20 protein-coding genes are annotated in these 19,419 nt (G+C 31.3%); 6 read left to right on the top strand and 14 right to left on the bottom strand.

The features are described from left to right. Positions 1–31: 31 nt before the first annotated feature. Genes pcrA through NSA01_RS03795 form a run of 3 tightly spaced genes read right to left on the bottom strand, consistent with a single transcriptional unit; the run spans position 32 to position 4,273 of the window. The gene (gene pcrA, locus NSA01_RS03805; RefSeq protein WP_257480187.1) at positions 32–2,257 is read right to left on the bottom strand and encodes a DNA helicase PcrA; all 2,226 of its coding nucleotides are present in this window, start codon (positions 2,255–2,257) and stop codon (positions 32–34) included. Beyond that, entirely contained in the window at positions 2,257–3,600 is a 1,344-nt protein-coding gene (locus tag NSA01_RS03800; RefSeq protein WP_257480186.1) for a sensor histidine kinase, read from the bottom strand. The genes pcrA and NSA01_RS03800 overlap by 1 nt, the downstream gene beginning before the upstream one ends. Beyond that, positions 3,593–4,273 carry a response regulator transcription factor gene (locus NSA01_RS03795; protein WP_257480185.1) on the bottom strand — a complete coding sequence of 227 codons (681 nt, stop codon included), beginning with the start codon at positions 4,271–4,273 and terminating at the stop codon, positions 3,593–3,595. Before NSA01_RS03795 ends, NSA01_RS03800 begins: the two co-directional genes overlap by 8 nt. Before the next feature lie 144 nt (positions 4,274–4,417). Here NSA01_RS03795 and NSA01_RS03790 point away from each other — a divergent pair, with 144 nt between their 5' ends. Further along, on the top strand, positions 4,418–4,588 hold the full coding sequence (locus NSA01_RS03790) for a hypothetical protein (protein WP_007050495.1): 171 nt from the start codon (positions 4,418–4,420) through the stop codon (positions 4,586–4,588). A gap of 98 nt (positions 4,589–4,686) precedes the next feature. Here the strand turns inward: NSA01_RS03790 and metA are convergent, their stop codons facing one another. Further along, positions 4,687–5,631, bottom strand: a complete 945-nt coding sequence (gene metA, locus NSA01_RS03785; protein ID WP_257480184.1) for a homoserine O-acetyltransferase MetA — start codon at positions 5,629–5,631, stop codon at positions 4,687–4,689. Between the two features lie 134 nt (positions 5,632–5,765). Next, positions 5,766–7,052, bottom strand: coding sequence for an O-acetylhomoserine aminocarboxypropyltransferase/cysteine synthase family protein (locus NSA01_RS03780; protein WP_257480183.1), 1,287 nt, complete (start codon positions 7,050–7,052; stop codon positions 5,766–5,768). A 236-nt stretch (positions 7,053–7,288) separates the two neighbouring features. On the opposite strand from NSA01_RS03780, the gene NSA01_RS03775 reads away from it, so the two are divergent. Then, complete coding sequence (locus NSA01_RS03775) at positions 7,289–7,669, top strand: desulfoferrodoxin family protein (RefSeq protein ID WP_257480182.1); 381 nt, start codon at positions 7,289–7,291, stop codon at positions 7,667–7,669. A gap of 714 nt (positions 7,670–8,383) precedes the next feature. On the opposite strand, the gene NSA01_RS03770 is transcribed toward NSA01_RS03775, so the two are convergent. Beyond that, a complete protein-coding gene (locus tag NSA01_RS03770; RefSeq protein ID WP_257480181.1) occupies positions 8,384–8,827 on the bottom strand; it encodes a GNAT family N-acetyltransferase in 444 nt (147 codons plus the stop codon). A 61-nt stretch (positions 8,828–8,888) separates the two neighbouring features. Continuing rightward, positions 8,889–9,503 (bottom strand): TetR/AcrR family transcriptional regulator, encoded by a 615-nt coding sequence (locus tag NSA01_RS03765; protein ID WP_257480180.1) that lies wholly within the window; start codon positions 9,501–9,503, stop codon positions 8,889–8,891. A 444-nt stretch (positions 9,504–9,947) separates the two neighbouring features. Here NSA01_RS03765 and NSA01_RS03760 point away from each other — a divergent pair, with 444 nt between their 5' ends. Further along, positions 9,948–10,562 (top strand): DUF4878 domain-containing protein, encoded by a 615-nt coding sequence (locus tag NSA01_RS03760; RefSeq protein WP_257480179.1) that lies wholly within the window; start codon positions 9,948–9,950, stop codon positions 10,560–10,562. Between the two features lie 26 nt (positions 10,563–10,588). Here NSA01_RS03760 and NSA01_RS03755 read toward each other — a convergent pair whose 3' ends face one another. The 7 genes from NSA01_RS03755 to NSA01_RS03725 form a co-directional block, all read right to left on the bottom strand. Beyond that, a complete protein-coding gene (locus tag NSA01_RS03755) occupies positions 10,589–12,655 on the bottom strand; it encodes an FtsX-like permease family protein (protein ID WP_257480178.1) in 2,067 nt (688 codons plus the stop codon). Then, a complete protein-coding gene (locus NSA01_RS03750; protein WP_117531012.1) occupies positions 12,645–13,412 on the bottom strand; it encodes an ABC transporter ATP-binding protein in 768 nt (255 codons plus the stop codon). Before NSA01_RS03750 ends, NSA01_RS03755 begins: the two co-directional genes overlap by 11 nt. Before the next feature lie 12 nt (positions 13,413–13,424). Continuing rightward, positions 13,425–13,901, bottom strand: a complete 477-nt coding sequence (locus tag NSA01_RS03745) for a hypothetical protein (protein ID WP_257480177.1) — start codon at positions 13,899–13,901, stop codon at positions 13,425–13,427. Positions 13,902–14,048: 147 nt separating this feature from the next. Further along, positions 14,049–15,065 carry a sensor histidine kinase gene (locus tag NSA01_RS03740; RefSeq protein WP_257480176.1) on the bottom strand — a complete coding sequence of 339 codons (1,017 nt, stop codon included), beginning with the start codon at positions 15,063–15,065 and terminating at the stop codon, positions 14,049–14,051. Then, positions 15,062–15,727, bottom strand: coding sequence for a response regulator transcription factor (locus NSA01_RS03735; protein ID WP_257480175.1), 666 nt, complete (start codon positions 15,725–15,727; stop codon positions 15,062–15,064). Before NSA01_RS03735 ends, NSA01_RS03740 begins: the two co-directional genes overlap by 4 nt. A 135-nt stretch (positions 15,728–15,862) precedes the next feature. Then, positions 15,863–16,315, bottom strand: coding sequence for a GNAT family N-acetyltransferase (locus NSA01_RS03730; protein ID WP_257480174.1), 453 nt, complete (start codon positions 16,313–16,315; stop codon positions 15,863–15,865). Positions 16,316–16,402: 87 nt separating this feature from the next. Next, a complete protein-coding gene (locus NSA01_RS03725) occupies positions 16,403–16,975 on the bottom strand; it encodes a flavodoxin family protein (protein WP_257480173.1) in 573 nt (190 codons plus the stop codon). A 381-nt stretch (positions 16,976–17,356) separates the two neighbouring features. On the opposite strand from NSA01_RS03725, the gene plsX reads away from it, so the two are divergent. From plsX to rnc, 3 genes are all read left to right on the top strand, one after another. Continuing rightward, positions 17,357–18,343 (top strand): phosphate acyltransferase PlsX, encoded by a 987-nt coding sequence (gene plsX / locus NSA01_RS03720; protein ID WP_257480172.1) that lies wholly within the window; start codon positions 17,357–17,359, stop codon positions 18,341–18,343. Positions 18,344–18,404: 61 nt separating this feature from the next. Then, positions 18,405–18,629, top strand: a complete 225-nt coding sequence (acpP, locus tag NSA01_RS03715) for an acyl carrier protein (protein WP_257480171.1) — start codon at positions 18,405–18,407, stop codon at positions 18,627–18,629. A 106-nt stretch (positions 18,630–18,735) separates the two neighbouring features. Continuing rightward, the gene (rnc, locus tag NSA01_RS03710) at positions 18,736–19,419 is read left to right on the top strand and encodes a ribonuclease III (protein ID WP_257480170.1); all 684 of its coding nucleotides are present in this window, start codon (positions 18,736–18,738) and stop codon (positions 19,417–19,419) included.

Below are 19,419 nucleotides of genomic sequence, written 5' to 3'. Positions count from 1 at the left end.
CTAAAGAGTTTAAAATATGGTTTTATATATATTACTGAACTTTTTTAAATTTGGCTATACCCGCCATAAATTTCTTTATACCAATTTCAGGAAAGGCTGCGGTTACTTTTGCATCTTCACCACTACCGTCAACTCCCACTACAGTACCTATACCCCAAGCGTTGTGATCTATTTTATCTCCCGGGTTTAAGTCAACATCAGAAAGATTGTTGTTCTGCTTAAATAGATTTTCTGCCTTTTTAGGAGATTGTTTATATGGGTCATATATTCTTTTAATTGAACTTTTTAAGAGTTCTTTTTCTTTACTATTTTCTTTGATAAAATTTGTTCCTTCAATCAAATCATCGGGAACTTCGAGTAAAAACCTTGAAGGATTTCTGAATTCGTTTCTTCCGTAAACTCTTCTGCTTTCTGCGGAAGACATGTAAAGCTGTTTTCTGGCTCTCGTTATACCAACATAGCAAAGTCTTCTCTCTTCTTCCATTTCGCTGTCTTCATTCACGGCTCTGTACGTAGGAAAGAGATTTTCTTCCATGCCCGGCATAAATACGATGTTGAATTCAAGACCTTTTGCATTATGTAAAGTCATCAATAATACTTTTGAACTATCTTCATCATATGAATCAACTCCGGCGACCAAAGCCGCATTTTCCAGAAATGCTTCCAATGTATTTTCTTCTTCGTTACTTTCAAAATCTCCTGCGGCATTTACAAGTTCATCAAGGTTTTCAAGTCTGTTTGAAGAATTTTCTACTTTACCTTCTTTAAGCATTTCTTCATATCCGCTTAAATGAATAGTGTTTATTACTATGTCCATAAGTCCGTTATTCTCGGGAAGCCTTCTGATTTCTTCTATAGTATCCCTAAAATTCATAAGCTTTTCTTTTATGGCTCCTTTAAACAAAGGCGAAGAATCTATATCTTTTATTACTTCATACATAGATATACCCTTCATAAAGGCATAATCTTTGATTTTTTCCACGCTTGCGGGACCTATACCCCTTTTGGGCGTATTTATCACTCTTATTAAAGCAAGATCATCCTGAGGGTTGACTATGAGTTTTAAATAAGCAAGGATATCTTTGATTTCCATACGGTCATAGAACTTCGTTCCCGCAACGATTTGATAAGGTATATTCCTTCTCATGAGTCCTTCTTCAAGTATACGAGACTGAGCATTAGTCCTATATAGTATGGCTATATCGCTGTATGGTATATCGTGATATTCATTCAAGCAAAATATTTCCCTGGAAATAAGCGACGATTCTTCGAGGTCACTGTTTGCATTCAAATACTTTATTTTTTCTCCTTCGTCATTATCCGTAAATAATGTCTTACCCATTCTTCTTTGATTATGCTCTATTACACCATTTGCCGCATTCAAAATATTTTGTGTGCACCTGTAATTCTGTTCAAGTCTTATGACCGTCGCATCCTCAAAGTCTTCTTCAAACTCTAAAATATTTCTGATAGACGCTCCTCTCCAGCCATATATACTTTGGTCATCATCACCGCAGACACATATATTTCTGTGATCCTCTGCAAGTTTGCTTACTATAGCATACTGAGAAAGGTTGGTATCCTGATACTCATCTACCAATATGTATTTAAATCTGTTTTTATATTTATTAAGCACTTCAGGACATTTTGCAAATAATATATTCATATTAAGCAGTAAATCATCAAAATCCATCGCATTGTTACTTAATAATCTCTTTTGATACTCGGCATAAACCTGAGCTATCTTAGCTTCGGTATATCCTCCTTCAAAATCATCGTGTTCTTCAAGGTAATCATCACTGGTTTCCAAATTATTTTTAAGTAAAGATATTTGTGATTTGACACCTTCAACAGGAAATTCTTTATCCGAAATATCCAAATCCTTTAATATTGATTTAACTAATCTTTTTGTATCATCGTCGTCATAGATAGAAAAATTACTTGTAAATCCCAAATTGTGTCCTTCTATCCTTAATATCCTTGCACAAATGGAATGAAAGGTACCCATCCAAATATCGGATGTAAAAGGTATCCCCATACTGTCTATTCTTTCTCTCATTTCTCCCGCTGCTTTATTAGTAAAGGTAAGCGCAAGTATCTCCCAAGGCTTTGCATAACCATTTTCAATTATGTAAGCTATTCTATGTATTATCGTCCTCGTCTTACCGCTTCCCGCACCTGCGAGTATCAAAAGAGGACCGTCCACACATGTGACAGCCTCCTGTTGTTTTTCATTTAACATACTTAGTAAATCCATTATTCTGTCTCCTCATATGAAATTAAAGGTAAAGCTATTATAACATCAGTTCCTTTATCTTCAATGCTTTCTATATTAATAGTTCCGTTTAACTTTTCCACTATCCATTTTGCGATGGGAAGTCCAAGTCCGCTTCCGTTTTCTCTTCTGCTCCTTGCTTTATCTACTCGATAAAATCTTGTAAATACCTTTTCTATCTCATCTTTCTTCATTCCTATACCTTGATCTTTTACTTTGATTACTACATTATTTTTACTTAAATTGACTTTAACAGTAATCATGATCTGAGTTTTATCTTCAGAATACTTTATTGCATTATCAAGAAGTATCATTAATAGCTGAGTAAATTTATCTTCGTCTATATTTGTTTTTACTCTGTTGTATGGACAAGCCATATAAACTCTTATCTCTCGCTTTACGGCAATAGGTTCGATTTTTTCGATTGCTTCTTTTATAAGGTGAACTATATCATGTTCTTTATTATTAAAAGGTATTTCATTTAAATCAGCTTTAGATAATATTAGTAAATCTCCCACCATTTTATCCATTCTTTTAATTTCACTTTTAGCATAATCTATCCATACTTCCTGGGATTTGACCGTTTCGTCTTCATTAGACTCAATCAATTCAAGATTTGTTTTTATTACCGCAATAGGTGTTCTAAGCTCATGTGAAGCATCCGCGATAAACTGTCTTTGATTATCCATATTTTCTTTTATTGGAACCAGAGCTTTATCGGCAGTATAAAAACCTCCGAGAAGAGACGCGACAACACCGAAAATAACAGTTAGTGCCAATATATATAAAAGAGTATTTAAAGTGGCATTTTCCGCCCTGTTATCTTCTGCAATTAGGATAAGCTGCATATTCCCGTCATTATCTGTAATAAGAGTAGTACAAGTTCTGTATGATATTTTGCTGTCTTCATAATCGGAAAAGACATATCTTCCATCCTGCTCTTTGACCTCGGTATGAGACGAATTGACATCAGCAAAATAAAGCGTAGCGATTTTTCCTAATTTTTTTTTGCTGATTTTAAATTTACCAGAAGAAAAAATAGGTTTAAGTTCATTGTTAAAAAATATCAATTTGCATTTTTCATTGCTTAATTTTTCTTTAAAGTAACTCAGTTCCTGATTATAGGATAAATCATTTTCAATACTCTTAAAATTACTCTTTGAAAATCGCTTTGACTGATATACAAGATTTAATAGTTCATTATCCGAAGTATTTGAAAAAGAATAAGAAGAAAATACATAAATAAAAGAAGTCACCATAATCAAGATGACTAATAAAACAAAAGTATTCGTTAAAATAAGTTTATTTTTTATCTTATTAAGCATTATCCTTTTCCTTTAAAGTATATCCAAGTCCTCTGTTTGTGACTATTTTAACATCTGCATCACTGCCTAATTTTTTCCTTAAATAATGTATATATATTTCAACGCTGTTATCTATTGCATAACTGTCAATACCCCATACTTTATCCAAAATATAATCTTTAGAAAGTACATTATCCTTGTTTTTCATTAAAGTTTCAAGCAGATTAGCTTCTTTTTTTGTTAAAGTTTCCTCTCTGTCCCCGATACTTAAAGAAGCATTATTGACATTCAAACTTACGTTACCGATATGAAGCACCTCTTCGGTGATACTCCCCGAGCCTCTTCTTGATAAAGCCTTGATTCTTGCGATTAATTCTTTTGTATCAAAAGGTTTTGTAAGGTAATCATCCGCACCGAGATTAAGTCCCCTGACTCTGTCATCAATATTATCCAGAGCAGTTAAAAGAAGTATCGGTGTATTATTATGTTCTTCTCTTAAAATCTTGAGTATGGTAAGCCCGTCTATCTCAGGTAACATTATATCAAGAACGATAACATCGTAAACAGGTTTTCTGGCTAACATCAATCCGGATGTCCCGTCAGCGACAGTATCTGCAAGTATTTTATTTTTCTCTAAAAGTGCTACAAGAGGAAGGGCTAAATTAACTTCATCTTCTATAATAAGTACTCTCATAATATCAATTCCTTTCTGTTTTATATATTATAGTTCATTAGATAAAAATAAACAATTTTTTTTGATATTTTTAATTTTTTAAGGTAATTTAAAGGTTCGGCGAATATACTTCTTAATCATAAGGAAAAAAGGAGTGTTTTTAATATGAAATGTCCTTACTGTTCAAATAAAGATATGGGAAAAATTGGCAGAAAAAAATATTTTTGCAGCAACTGTTTTTCCGAAATAGTTGTAAGTTCTAATAAATTTAAAGTAATTTCTTTAAATGAAAAGGGAATAGCAAAAGTAGTTAAAACTTGCTCAATATCTGATTAGCATAGATTTGGAAGAACAAAAGTTAAACCCCTCAGACTTTTGATTTCTCTCACAACAAAAATAAAAAACGACCTATATCGGTCGTTTTTTATTTTTATTTATTCGTCTACTCCGAATTCTTTATCTATTTGATTTAATTTTTCAAGATCAAACGGTGTTGTCTGGTAAACATGATAGTTAAGCCAATTTGAAAATAATAAATTTCCGTGAGCTTTCCATCTTACTATAGGTTTTTTTGTATCATCATCATTTGGAAAATAATTTTTTGGAACTTTGGGATTAAGTCCTTTTGCCTTATCACGTTCATATTCTTTTTTTAATGTATTGGGATCATATTCACTGTGCCCAAATACAAAAATTTTTCTCTGATCTTTACTGACCAATAAGTATGCTCCTGCTTCTCTGCTTGAAGCAACTATTTCCAAATCATCTATTTTTTTAATATCTTTGATCCTGCACTGAGTATGTCTTGAATGAGGTGCATAAAAAACATCATCAAAACCTCTTACTATAGGTCTTCTTCTGACTATTTTATGTTCAAATACTCCAAACATTTTTTCAGGCAAATCTTTTTTATCTATTCCATAGTAATGATTTAATGCAGCCTGTGCTCCCCAGCAAATAAACATGGTAGAAAAAACGTTCTTATCTGCAAAATCAAATATTTCCTGAAGTTCTTCCCAGTAATTTACATCGTCAAACTCCAATTTTTCAACAGGAGCGCCCGTTATAATCATACCATCGTATTTCTTATGTTTTATATCATCGAAATTCTTATAAAAGGCTTTTAAGTGATTATGTGATGTATTTTTACTGGTATGAGATTTCATATTAATCAAATCTACTTTGACTTGAAGTGCAGTGTTACTTATAAGCCTAAGTAACTGTGTTTCTGTAACGATTTTCGTGGGCATCAAATTTACTATTGCAAGTTCAAGAGGTCTTATATCCTGGCTTTTGGCTCTCTCTTCATGCATAACAAAGATATTTTCTCTATCAAGCTGCTTAGATGCAGGCAAATCTTTTGGTATTATAACAGCCATAATTCAATCCTCTTTTCTACTACTAAAATTAATATCTCTTTAATTTCTTCTTAATAAATATTCCAAGTAATAATCCAAGAATAACTTCCGATATTATTTCTAAAACTGCTGCTTATCATATTTATTCCATTTGACTAAACCAATTCAAGAGCTTTTGCTAAATCTGCCTTGATATCTTCTACGTCTTCTATACCTACGGACAGTCTGATTAAATCAGGCTGAACACCTGCTTCAATCAATTCCTGATCATTCATTTGACGATGAGTATGACTTGCAGGATGAAGCACCGAAGTTCTGGCGTCTGCAACATGGGTTACAATAGCGGTAAGTTCCAGATTATCCATCATTTTAACTGAAGCATCCCTTCCGCCTTTTAAGCCAAATGATATCACTCCGCATGTACCCTCAGGCATATATTTTTTAGCTAATTCATAGTACTTATTACCCTTAAGTCCAGCATAATTGACCCATGCTACTTTTTCATGATTAGATAAAAATTCAGCGATTGCCAGTGCATTTTCACAGTGTCTCTTCATTCTTAAATGAAGTGTTTCAAGTCCTATATTTAAAAGAAAAGCATTTTCAGGAGACTGAATTGAACCGAGGTCACGCATCAACTGTGCAGTTGCCTTAGTTATATAAGCCTTCTTTCCAAATCTCTCGGTATAAATAAGTCCGTGATATGTAGGATCCGGAGTTGTAAGTCCCGGGAATTTAGCTTTATAAACATCCCAATCAAAATTTCCGCTGTCAACTATACATCCGCCTACACTTGTAGCATGACCGTCCATATACTTAGTGGTTGAGTGTGTTACTATATCCGCACCCCATTCAAAAGGACGGCAGTTGATAGGTGTTGGAAAAGTATTATCAATAATAAGCGGAACTCCGTGCTCATGTGCCGCCTCAGCAAATTTCGCTATATCCAATACTACAAGTGCCGGATTTGCGATAGATTCTCCAACGACTGCTTTAGTATTTTCTTTAAATGCTTTACCAAGTTCTTCTTTAGTTATATCCGGGTCTACAAAAGTACACTCAACGCCCATTTTCCTTATGGTATGAGCATAAAGGTTATATGTACCTCCATAAACAGCAGATGAACAAATAATATGGTCTCCCGCTTCGGCAATATTCATGACCGCATAGAAATTTGCAGCCTGACCGGAAGAAGTAAGCATGGCAGCTTCGCCTCCTTCAAGTTCACAAATTTTTTGAGCCACCATATCATTTGTTGGATTTTGAAGACGAGTGTAAAAATAACCTTCGGCTTCGAGATCGAAAAGTTTTCCCATTTCTTCGCTTGTACCATATTTAAAGGTCGTTGACTGTATTATAGGTAGTATTCTGGGTTCACCGCTTTTAGGCTGGTATCCGCCCTGAACACATTTAGTTCCTTGTTTTTTATTTTTTATATCCATATTTCATTTCTCCTAACTGAATTAAGTTAAATTTAATGGTATCAAATATTTTGTTATAAGTAAATACAATAATTATCATTTAGAAATAGATTTTATCTATATCCAGTTATAATTTAACATTTAAAAATAATAAAAATTCTATAAAAAAAATATAAATTGATTTTAAATTTAAAAAGAAAGTATAAATTTGGGTCTAAGTAAACAAAATAATAGTAGAAAAAATTAGGAGGATAATAATGGAACAAAAATTTTATTTATGCAAACACTGCGGAAATATCATTACTTTCGTAAGAAATATGGATGTGCCTGTTATGTGCTGCGGTGAAAAAATGGAAGAAATAAAACCTGGAGTAAAAGATGCTGCGGTTGAAAAACATATTCCGGTCGTAGCGGTTGAAGGAAATAAAGTTGAAGTATTCATCGGAGAAGTTGAACATCCTATGGTTGATGAACACTATATTGAATGGATCACTCTTGAAACTGAAAAAACAAATCAAATTACTCACTTAAAACCGGGAGAAAAACCAAAAGCAGAATTTGCAATCCCTGAAGGTGATAAAGTCATTTCGGCTCATGAATATTGTAATCTTCACGGATTATGGAAAAAAGAATTATAGTAAAAAAATCTCTTCGCATGAGGAGATTTTTTTTACATAAAATTCAAAATAAAAATGCTGATTTTCATTTCAACACCAGACTTATAAAGTATTAATATAAATTTTGGTGTTTAATTTACCAATTATAGAAGTGCTTTGATATGACTCTGAGATTAAAAATATGTGTTATATATAAAAATCGCAGTTATATAGAGCTCACAAAATAGTAATACATAACCTACGATTTTTCTGTGATGAGTTTATATCAAGAACTCCAGACGGTCAGTAAATAATATAGATTACCAGGGAAAGGCACACTCTTTTTCTTAACCTCCGTATAATTGAAGTCGAATTTTTAGTATCTGATATATAATTATAGCCCCAAATATTTTCATAAAGTTAGTCTTTCATAAATATCTGCCCCTTATGTTATAAGATAAAATACAGCAGGTCAAATCCTTTTGTTGTCGGATATGCGGTTTTTACTTTTTTTATAATAAATGTCTTATCAACGGGTAAAGTCAAAATCTATTTACAGTTTGGTTAATATAAACAAGAGAACCTGAGAAAGTAAAATAGTACAATTTAACAGTTTGTTGTAATATTAGTTCTTCGGTTTCAAAAAAAATATTGCTAAATTTTTCTTATTTATTTGTCTTACCTTCGAATTCTATGCAAACTTTACGTTTCTTATAATTTATTTTTCTAACAATTTCTCTATAAGCCGGAATTTATTTAGTCCAATCTCATATATAAAAGAGGATATGGATTACCTTGCTCATCATACTCTGTCCTTTTATATACTTCAAATCCCATATGTTCATAGAAGCCTTTCGCAAGAGGATTTTGTTCATTTACTGCCAAATCATTCACTGAATATTTTTCTATTCCATATTTAAGAAGTTCTTTACCTAACCCTTTTCCTCTTTCTTTGTGAGAAATAAAAAGCATTTCAAGATGTTGCTCTACTATTCCCATAAATCCTACCGGAATATGATTTTCGGTTTCCACAATCGTTAAATGTGGTATTTCTTTTAATGCCTGTGGGACATATTTCTTAATTTCTTCTATTTCATTTTCAGATAAAAACAAGTGTGTTGCCTTTACTGAGCTTTCCCACACTCCTAATAATTGTTCTATCAGTGATGAATTTCTGTTTGTTACTTCAATAATATTCATGTTGAACCTCCATAAGTTCTAATTTATAATTGTTTTTATATAACTGTTTCTATCTGGGTTGTTACGAAATCAATTTTTGTATACTACCTTGCTCCATATTTAAAAGTCGTTCCAGATTATAAATTAATGCAGTTAATTTTTTCTGCTTGATCTCTTCGTTAAGTTCCGTAAGATTATCAAACATGGCGTTATAATAAATAAGTACCATCTCCGAGACTTCCTTAGGATAATCCGTTTGGCATATTCCTTGTGTGATTAATTCTTCTATTAGTGATGTAATAAGAGGAGTAATGCCTGACAATACACATTTTTGCATTTTCTGATGCATAAGTGCATTTTGTGGCCTATGTACTTGCTCCAGAATTTCATGTCCAAGATTACCACTGCTTATATTAAGCGAATTTATTATCATGATTATTCGTTCAAACACAGAAAGTTCCTTTTTATTAAATATTTCTTTTGCTTTCTCAACCAACTGTTCAGTAATCCGTTCAGTCACAGCATCTAATATTTCTTCTTTTGATTTAAAATGATAATACAGTGTTCCACGGGCAATCCCAATTTCCCGCAGAATATCGTTAGTGCTGGTGTTGTCGAATCCTTTTGCTACGAATTGCTGTTCTGCTATATCCAGTATTTCATTTTTTCGTTCCTCGGCTTCTTTTACTATTCGCATTATTCACACACTCCTATTACGACTTATAACCGACAAGTTGTCGGTAATATTCTAACATTGTCTGATAATTCTGTCAATCCATTGAGTTTAATTTCTTATTTCAAATTTTTTTTATTATCTAACGATTATCGCAAAGATAAAACCTATTTTGTAAGAAGCTCATCATAAACCGATCATGGCTATAACGATAAAATATTGTCTGACAGTGTTTTTATATTTAAGACCCAGAGATAATGCAAAATTTCTTTTCTGGCTCTATGAATATCAACATAATTAAAATACAGATATTATATAAGATATCTGATTTCCTTTCACAAAAAGATTAAAAGTTTTTATCATTTTCATTATTTATATAATTATACAAAGGCGACAAAAGAATAATTTGATTGAGTTTTCTTTAATAATTTTTTATAATATTTATATAAAATAAAAAGGGGAAATGAAATGAAAAATGTAAAAAGGTTAACCGGATTTGTATTGAGTATTTTAATGCTAGTATCGTTGAGCGCATGCGGCGGACAGTCACCGGATAAATCGGTAAGTGAATACTTGGACGCACTCAAAGCTTACGATGCCGAAACTCTTAAAAACTATGAAGATGTACTGGACAGTGTGGATAAAAATCTAAGCAGTTTTTTAGATGAAAAGGACAAGGATAAAGTAGATAAAGAAAGTCAGGAAATAGCTAAAAAAATATTATCTAATCTATCTTACGAAATCGTATCTACAGAAGATAATGGAGATACCGCTGCAGTAAAAGTAAAAATAACGAATAAAGACTTTGGCAGCGGAATGAAAACATTTTTTACCGATATGTTCGCATACGCTCTATCTCATTTAGATGCATCGGAAGACGAAATGAATAAATACGTTGAAAAGAAACTAAATACAATGATTGACGATGCGGTTAAAAGCTCTGCAACAGTTACAAATGAAGTAACAGTAAGTTTAAACAAGAAAGACGATAAGTGGGTAATAAAACAAAATGATAAATTATCAAATGCTATTTTAGGTAATCTTCTCAATAGCTTAAAAGATTTATCTGACTCATTCAAGTAAATAAAAAGAGGCATAAGCCTCTTTTTTTAATTTTCTTTGATTATATTTTTACTTGAGAAGTAAGTCAATAAGAAGTATCCTCCGTAAATCAAAATTATTACTACAGATGTTACGATTATAGAAGGAAGTATATTCATGTGACCTATAGTACTTAATATGTGATCGGCAAACTGAAGACCAAATATTGAATGTACTATCGCAAGCAATAACGGAAGGATAAAGAATATCCCTATTTGTGTAAACAGTGCCCTATTTATCATACCTTCACCGGTACCTATTTTTCTTAGAATAGTATACCTGTCTTTATTGTCAGCACTCTCTGAAAGCTCTTTTAACGCAAGTACCGCGGCAGATGTAATAAGGAATATTATTCCGAGATATATCCCAATAAATGTCACCGTCGCACCAAGTCCTTTAGAGGATTCTATATTAGTTATTCTTGTTGCACTTTTTATCCTTATATTATAATCTTTTACATCCTTAAACCCGCTGTTTTTATCTATTTTTTTGATCATCTTTTCTTCAAAAGCAGTTTTTTGTTCTTTGGTTGATAGTGTATAATTTGAACTTGCATAACTGAATTCTATCCAAGAAGGTTTAAGTTTTGCACTGTCGGGTAAAATTATGAGTCCGGTGTTCACAGCCTGCATAGTATTTTGAATAAATCCGTCAATACATTCTTTATTCACAGGAGTATAAGTTTTACCCCCTATAGTTATTTCATTCCCGCTTTCAAGTGCTTTGTCGCGATATACTTTTATGTTATCATAATCACAAACTATAGCATACTCATTATTATTTAATTTGATTTGTTCATTACCAAATAATTTAGCTATCTTATTATAATCGGATAACTTCATGATTTCTTCCGCGGTATCAGTCTTAACTTCAGGAAAATCTTTTTTCATGTTATCAAGTTGACTTTTTAAAGTATCTTTTAAAGTAAGTTCATTCGTTGCATAACTGTAAGCTTCTGTAAATCCTTTAAAATCTTTATTTAAATCATAACCTAATCCATTTAATATCTCTTTGATACTTTTATTTGAATAATCGATTGCTGTATCTGAATACCCTTTGTTATCCGGCAAATTCATGGTTTTTATTATTGTCATGTCTACAGGGTTATATTTCTCCAAATTTTGTGTTAAAGCGTTGTTCATAGCAAGTCCCGATGAAAGCATACCTATGGTTGTAAATAACATCAAACATATAATGCTCATAGAGATTACCGTGGTATTTATCTTTGAATCTATTTGTTTAAGTACAAACATATTTAAATTTTTATAATATAACCTCTTATTCGATTTCACGAGTCTTAATATAAAACCTGACAGTGAAAAGAAAAATAGAAAAGTAGCGACCGAACCGATAGCAATATATATAATAATATCATTTTCATTAAGTCCTTCAACGCCAGCAGTTACTTTATAATAAGAAAATCCCAACATTATTATAGATATTATAAATACAATTATGGATACAATCGGATTTCTCATTTTGATTTTTTCCGACTTTCTGCTTGCCATCAATAAATCTATGAGCTTATATTTAGAAATCATAAATGTATTAAATACCATTACGAATAAATACATAACCGAAAAATATATTATTGTTTTGATGATTGCAGCATTGGAAAGTACAAAATGGAAATTACTCATATCAGCTTCAAACATATTGGCAACTATGATAGACATAAACTGAGATGCAAATACTCCTAATACAAGACCAACAGCTAATGATATGATACCGATGAATAAGGTTTCCAAAAGTAATATTTTAGATAACTGTCCCTTGCCCATTCCAAGAGTCAAATAGATACCAAATTCCTTTTTTCTCCTCTTAATTAAAAAGTTATTTGCATATATTACCAAAAATCCAAGAATAACTGATATAAATACCGATAACCCTGACAACATATCGATCATCAACTTGACCACATCGTATGAAGATTTGGAAAAGTTCATCATTGGTTCCTGTGCGTCCATAGAGTTAAATATATAAAACACTGCGACACCAAGGATCAATGTCATAAAATATATGGCATAATCCTTAAAACTTTTCTTGATATTCTTAATCGATAATTTAAATAACATCGTTTAGTTCACCTCCAAGAAGCGTAACTACTTCGATAATTTTATTAAAGAATTCTTTTCTGGAGCTGTCTCCTCTGATTATTTCATTAAATATCTTTCCGTCTTTAATGAAAAGGATCCTTCTTGCCTGAGATGCTGTAAAAGCATCATGTGTTACCATCAAAATAGTAGCACTTAGTTTTTCATTGAGTAAATCTAAACTCGATAAAAGCATTTTTGCGGCTTTTGAATCTAAGGCTCCCGTAGGTTCATCAGCAAGGATCAATTTAGGATTGGTAATTATAGCCCTCGCACATGCAACTCTTTGCTTTTGTCCTCCCGACATCTCATAAGGATATTTATTAAGTACTTCTGTTATCCCCAGTGCTTTAGCTACATTTTTTACTCTTCTTTCTATATCGTTTGGTTTTATCTTTTGTATAGTAAGGGCTAGAGCTATATTCTCAAATGCGGTTAAAGTATCAAGCAAATTAAAGTCCTGGAATATAAAACCGAGTCTGTTTCTTCTGAATTCATTTAACTGTTTACCTTTTAAATTTGTAATGTTGATATCACCGACAAAAATATCTCCGCTTGTAACTTTGTCTATTGTAGATATAACATTTAGAAGCGTAGTCTTACCGCTTCCGCTGGCACCCATTATCGCAACGAACTCTCCCTTTTCCACTTCAAAGCTTATATCTTCAATAGCCTTTGTCAAATTACTCTTATTTCCATAATATTTTTCAATATTTTCAACTTTTAAAACTCTTTCCATAATAAATCTCCTTTAAATTTCCTTAGATATTAAATTTAGTGAACCGCTAAAATGATCACCTATAAATCCTATATAAAAATCACCATCGTACATGGTTATATTAATTTCTCCGCTTTCAAAACCAGCACCTTCAAATAGATTGATAGTTTTTACTTCTCCGTTATTCTTACAAACCAACTTGCCTTTTCCTTTATCAACACTTACTTTGTAATTTAAACTAATTTTCTCTTTTGATCTGTTAACTTTACAAGAACCAAATAAAACTTCGGTATTACAGAAATCATTATAATTACACTCATATGTCCCTATGTTGTAATTATCCTCTAGAACCCTCTTTCCGATCAAGTCATTATCTTTTGTAAGAGCATTCTTTCCAAATGTTTCGATAATATCATTGTACTTATTTATTACTTTATCTTTATTGATGCTGCAGCCTACCAACAACAGTGAAATCGAACAAATAAGTACCAGTGCCACTTTCTTTTTCATTTTATCTCCCTCCTTTAATCAGATTATAGAAGAAGATAATTTTTTCATCCATTGATTTATATTACATAACCTTACAGTTTTGTAAGAATTAATTTTATTGTAAATAATAGCCAAACATATAAATAAAAAAACAGACATATGTCTGTTTTATTTTACCTCATCTATAAGTGAACTTAAAGGAAAAGTGATTACCACTACGGTTTTTGCATTTTCCTGAGAAAGGATATCTATTTTATGATATAAGCTGTCGCAAAGGGTTTTGCAAAGATATAACCCCATACCCGTGGACTTATATGTTTTCCTTCCGTTGGTTCCGGTAAAACCTTTTTCAAACACCTTACCGAGCTCACTTTTATTTATTCCGATACCGTTATCCTCTATATAAAGCTCTATTCCATCTCTCTTCTTTATGGAATAAATCCAAATCTTAGGTTTTTCATCTTTTGAATATTTAATACTATTTATTATTATTTGATTAATAATAAATTCAAGCCATTTGCTATCGCTGCTTACCTCTACATCAAGATCATTCATGTACAGACTTATATGCTTATTAATAAAGTCTTTTTTATTTCTTAGCACTGCTTTTTTTACTATATCTTCCAGATTGACTCTTTTTATTATATAATCTTTTTCGACGTTCTTGCTTCTGGCGTAATATAAAACCTGCTCAACAAGATTATCTATTTTATTTAACTCTTCGTCTATACTATCCGTTACTTCATTACTGTTATTGGCAATAATCATTTTAGAAGTAGAAATAGGCGTTTTTATTTCATGACACCAAAGTTCTATGTAATCTTCCAAATCATGATTTTTTCTTTTATATAAATTTACGTATTCATTCATCGACTTATCGATTTCATAAATCGTATCATTTAAAATCCTGCCTTCTATAAAATTAGGATTTCTGATAAATTCGCTTATCAAATATTTTTTATCCAAATTATCCAGATTTTTCTTAAGTCTATTATAAAAATCTCTTTTTCTATAAAACTCATAGCCTAAAGAAATAACCGGGACTATAAATGTCAAAATCAATATATTTACTTTCAGTGAGCTGTTGACTTTAAATATATTAAGCAGAAATAGACTTATTAAAAATAAACCTATATATAACATTATATTTACAAACTTGTCCCTTAAAAAATCTTTTAGTTTCATGATATTATGTATCCCTGTCCTCTTTTTGTCTCAATAAAGTTTTTAAGCTCCACGCCTTCCAACTTCTTTCTAAGCCTATTGATATTCACGGTCAAAGTATTATCATCAACAAATTCATTATTGTCCCATAAATAATCCATAAGCTCGTCCCTTGATACTATTCTAGACTTATTTTTTAGAAGAAAATGTAATATTTTAAGTTCATTTTTACTTAAATCGATTTCTTTATCATTATATGAAAAAGTGCTTTTTGAAATATTTAATTTAAGTCCGTTATAAAAAATAACATCGCTGAAATTTTTATTTGCTCTTTTTAACAGTGCTTCTATCCTTGCAATCAAAATCCTCGGATTATATGGTTTTGTAATATAGTCGTCTGCTCCGTAATTGATACTTAAAAGCTCGTCCATTTCATTATTTCTGCTCGTAAGCATAATAATAGGTATATCACTGGATTTTCTGACTTCCCTGCAGATATATTCCCCGTCGATACCCGGAAGAGTTATATCAAGAAGAACCAGATCCGCATGACCTGATAAGATAATATCCACACTATTCTTAAAATCTAAAATCTCATCGACTTCATAGCCATTATTCTTTAAATATAAGGTTAACTCACCTCTGAGTTTATTATCGTCTTCAACTACAAGTATTAGTGACATTATCCTCTCCTTAAATGTTATATTATATTTATACACTACTTAAGTTAATCATAACTTAAAATTTCATTAATGAATAGTTAATTTAATAAAAAAAGCAATCAAATGAAAATATTGATTACTTTTTAATTTCTAAATTTAATTATTTAAATCCAAGACCATAAATATATTAGCAAGTTCATTATCATTATATCTTTTCGTAACAGTAAAACCAACCTTTTTATATAAAGATATGGCATTGGTGCTTTTGGATAAAGTATCCAAGAACATTTTTTTATAGCCTAAACTTTTAGCCTTATTTATAGCATCCGTTAATAATTTTAAACCGTGACCTTTACCATAATAATCCTTATAAATATATAAAGATTTTAATTCACAGTCTTCGTTATTTAATCTTTTTAATCCAACCGTGCCTATGATCTCTTTATTATTAAACAAGCATACAAAATACTCAAAGTTATTATCTATGTCCTCATATACTTTATGACGAGAAGATATATCAAATACCCTTTTGGACTCAGGAAGACACTTACTTAAAAAATTAATTAAATCTATTTGATACTCTTTATCATATTTCTTTAATATAAACATCTATACTCCATTATTTTTGTTATTAACAAGTTTACTTATCCATATCTTAAATTTTATATTACCTTTATATGATAATACATATTAAAATCAGTCTAATAATTTTTTTGCAAATGACCTGGCTCTTTCTATTTTATCATCACTGATAAAGACTTCACTATATCCTAAGTCGCGTTCTGCCAACATACCTTCGTAAATCAACTTAGAATGCTTGCAGTATCTTTTTATACTCTCTTCGAATAAGTCTGCCCCTTTTTGCGGGTCATATCCGCATGTAGTTATTATAGAAACACTTTTACCTTTCCATAGAGAAGGACCTTTTCTATCACCGTAATATTTATTCATTCCATATACAAGCCTATCGAGCATCGCTTTCATAGGTGACGGACACGACCAACTATAAATAGGTGTAGCTAAAATTATTTTATCGCATAAAAGAATTTTATCAAAAATAAACTGCATGTCATCTTTATGTATACATCCAAATTTACTCCAATCTTTTTGGCAATGCCTGCAAGCGATACATCCCTTGATATCTTTATCATATAACCAAATAATATCTGTTTCATCCCCTGATCTTCTTATCTCGTCTATAAATGGCTTTACAAGAGAAATCGTATTTCCATTCTTACGCGGGCTTCCCATTAATATTAAAAATTTCACTATATTATTCCCCCTGAAATAATAATATTTGTATTATATTTTATTCTAATATCCTAATATATAAATGTCAAACGACATATTTATACATTAAATAATCTGAGCTTTTCCAATATGTTAAATAATTATTTGTTCTTTAAGCAAAAGACATATGTAAAATGTTTATAACTGATTTATAAAATTTTTTAAGAGCTATATCTTAAAAATTATTTTATTTATTTTGTGATATTTCATTTTATTTCGCACATAATAGCCTATAAAGTAAAGCTGGAGTGCTGGAAAATAAGCTATAATTATGATATAATCCGGTTTAGATACTAATTTAAAATTATTTTAAATTAAATTACATTTTTAAATGAAAAAATTATATAAAGAGGTATAGATATGATATATGTAGATGCTTTCGGCGGAGACTATGCTCCCGACGCAATGGTCAAAGGAGCTGTACTGGCAGTTAAAGAATTCAACAGAGAAATCACATTAGTAGGTCATGAAGAAAAAATCAAGGAAGTTTTTGATAAAAATAGCTTAAGTATGGATAAGATAAGCATTATCCATGCACCGGAAGAAATAACCTGTCATGACGAAAGTGCTTTGGCAATAAGAAGAAAAAAACAATCATCATTGGTAGTTGCCGCAAATCTCATTAAAGAAGACCATAACAGCGTTCTTGTAACAGCGGGAAGTACGGGAGCTGTTCTTTCAGCGGGAGTGCTGGTTACGGGAAGAATAAAAGGCGTAAAAAGACCGGCTCTCGGAGCAGTCCTTCCTGCAAGGAAGAAGCCTATCCTGCTTATGGACTGCGGAGCAAATGCAGACTGCACAAGCGAATATATAAAACAGTTTGCTTCAATGTCAAGTATTTATATGAAATACGTTATGGGAGTTGAAAATCCCAAAGTTGCCCTTGCAAATATTGGAAGCGAAGAAGAAAAAGGAAATAAATTATATAAAGAAACTCATCAAGTATTAAAAGAAACAGAAGATATAAATTTCGCAGGGAATATGGAAGGAACAGATATAATGAACAGTGATAATGACGTTATAGTATGTGATGGATTTACCGGAAATATTATCCTAAAAACAATAGAAGGTATGGGAAACTTGATGAAGGACATACTAAAAGATGTTTTCTACACCAATACAAAGACAAAACTAAGTTATGTACTAACAAAAAGTGTCTTAAACAAAGAAATGGCTAAATTATCATCTAAGAGATACGGCGGAGCACCTCTTCTCGGAGTAAACGGTGGTATCATTAAAGCCCATGGAAATTCTGATGAAACAGCATTTAAAAACGCAATTGGGCAAGCCATAAAATTTGAAGAAAATGAAGTTTTAGAAAAAATTAAAAATATCTATGCTAAATAAGGAATATATGATATAAGTATATATATAATAATCTATAAATACGTATGGAGGGATATCACCAATGATTTTTGAAAGAGTTAGAGATATTATCGTTAAGCAGTTAGAGGTGAATGAAGACATAGTTAAAATGGAAACTTCTTTTACAGATGATTTAGATGTTGATTCACTTACTCTAATCGAACTGATCGCAGATTTCGAAGATGAATTCGGTATAGAAATCGAAGAAGACAAATTAGAAGACATGAAGACTGTTAAAGATGTAGTTGATTATTTAGAAGCATTATAAAATTAATAAAAATAGAAAATGGGCTCCTTATAAGGGAGCCTTAAACTATTTAAAAAATTGAAGGAATGATTTCTGTGATTTTTTACATAGTTTATGAGGTAGAAATATGGAGATTGAAAAATTAGAACAAAAATTAGGTTATGAATTTAAAGATAAAGAATTGATAAAAGTTGCCCTTACTCATTCATCAAAAAGCAATGAAAATAAGGCTTTACAAAACAATGAAAGATTGGAATTTCTCGGAGACGCAGTGCTGGATTTATGCGTAGGTGCATATCTTTATAAAACCCTTACAAATAAAAAAGAAGGAGTTCTTACAAAACTCAGAGCACTGATAGTCTGTGCCGACTCATTATTTATCGCATCGGAGAAATTAGAGCTTGGAGAATTTATCATGCTCGGTAAAGGGGAAATGCACAGCGGAGGTAAATACAAAAAAAATATTATTGCCGACTGTTTTGAAGCTGTGCTCGGAGCAATTTATTTAGACAGCGATTACGAAAAAGTAAGTACGATAGCACTGAATTTATTATCCGATGTAATAAAAAAGGCAATTGGCGGAAATTTGACTTACGATTATAAAACACTTCTTCAGGAATATGTACATTCAAAAAATATAAAAGATTTCAGTTATGAACTCGTTCAAATCAAAGGTCCGGAACACGATCAAATATTTACTTCAAAAGTAATATTAAATAATAAAGATATGGGACATGGCGAAGGTAAAAATAAAAAAGAATCGGAACAGCACGCAGCTTTAAACACTCTAAAAAAACTTAAACTGATTTAG

This window comes from Anaerofustis stercorihominis (assembly GCF_024623185.1).
Classification (GTDB): domain Bacteria; phylum Bacillota; class Clostridia; order Eubacteriales; family Anaerofustaceae; genus Anaerofustis.
This window is presented reverse-complemented; position numbering and strand designations above follow the sequence as displayed.

Excerpts from the sequence above, each read along its gene's own strand:
- pcrA (WP_257480187.1), bottom strand. The coding sequence starts at position 2,257 with ATGGATTTACTAAGTATGTTAAATGAAAAACAACAGGAGGCTGTCACA.
- NSA01_RS03800 (WP_257480186.1), bottom strand. The coding sequence starts at position 3,600 with ATGCTTAATAAGATAAAAAATAAACTTATTTTAACGAATACTTTTGTT.
- NSA01_RS03795 (WP_257480185.1), bottom strand. The coding sequence starts at position 4,273 with ATGAGAGTACTTATTATAGAAGATGAAGTTAATTTAGCCCTTCCTCTT.
- NSA01_RS03790 (WP_007050495.1), top strand. The coding sequence starts at position 4,418 with ATGAAATGTCCTTACTGTTCAAATAAAGATATGGGAAAAATTGGCAGA.
- metA (WP_257480184.1), bottom strand. The coding sequence starts at position 5,631 with ATGGCTGTTATAATACCAAAAGATTTGCCTGCATCTAAGCAGCTTGAT.
- NSA01_RS03780 (WP_257480183.1), bottom strand. The coding sequence starts at position 7,052 with ATGGATATAAAAAATAAAAAACAAGGAACTAAATGTGTTCAGGGCGGA.
- NSA01_RS03775 (WP_257480182.1), top strand. The coding sequence starts at position 7,289 with ATGGAACAAAAATTTTATTTATGCAAACACTGCGGAAATATCATTACT.
- NSA01_RS03770 (WP_257480181.1), bottom strand. The coding sequence starts at position 8,827 with ATGAATATTATTGAAGTAACAAACAGAAATTCATCACTGATAGAACAA.
- NSA01_RS03765 (WP_257480180.1), bottom strand. The coding sequence starts at position 9,503 with ATGCGAATAGTAAAAGAAGCCGAGGAACGAAAAAATGAAATACTGGAT.
- NSA01_RS03760 (WP_257480179.1), top strand. The coding sequence starts at position 9,948 with ATGAAAAATGTAAAAAGGTTAACCGGATTTGTATTGAGTATTTTAATG.
- NSA01_RS03755 (WP_257480178.1), bottom strand. The coding sequence starts at position 12,655 with ATGTTATTTAAATTATCGATTAAGAATATCAAGAAAAGTTTTAAGGAT.
- NSA01_RS03750 (WP_117531012.1), bottom strand. The coding sequence starts at position 13,412 with ATGGAAAGAGTTTTAAAAGTTGAAAATATTGAAAAATATTATGGAAAT.
- NSA01_RS03745 (WP_257480177.1), bottom strand. The coding sequence starts at position 13,901 with ATGAAAAAGAAAGTGGCACTGGTACTTATTTGTTCGATTTCACTGTTG.
- NSA01_RS03740 (WP_257480176.1), bottom strand. The coding sequence starts at position 15,065 with ATGAAACTAAAAGATTTTTTAAGGGACAAGTTTGTAAATATAATGTTA.
- NSA01_RS03735 (WP_257480175.1), bottom strand. The coding sequence starts at position 15,727 with ATGTCACTAATACTTGTAGTTGAAGACGATAATAAACTCAGAGGTGAG.
- NSA01_RS03730 (WP_257480174.1), bottom strand. The coding sequence starts at position 16,315 with ATGTTTATATTAAAGAAATATGATAAAGAGTATCAAATAGATTTAATT.
- plsX (WP_257480172.1), top strand. The coding sequence starts at position 17,357 with ATGATATATGTAGATGCTTTCGGCGGAGACTATGCTCCCGACGCAATG.
- acpP (WP_257480171.1), top strand. The coding sequence starts at position 18,405 with ATGATTTTTGAAAGAGTTAGAGATATTATCGTTAAGCAGTTAGAGGTG.
- rnc (WP_257480170.1), top strand. The coding sequence starts at position 18,736 with ATGGAGATTGAAAAATTAGAACAAAAATTAGGTTATGAATTTAAAGAT.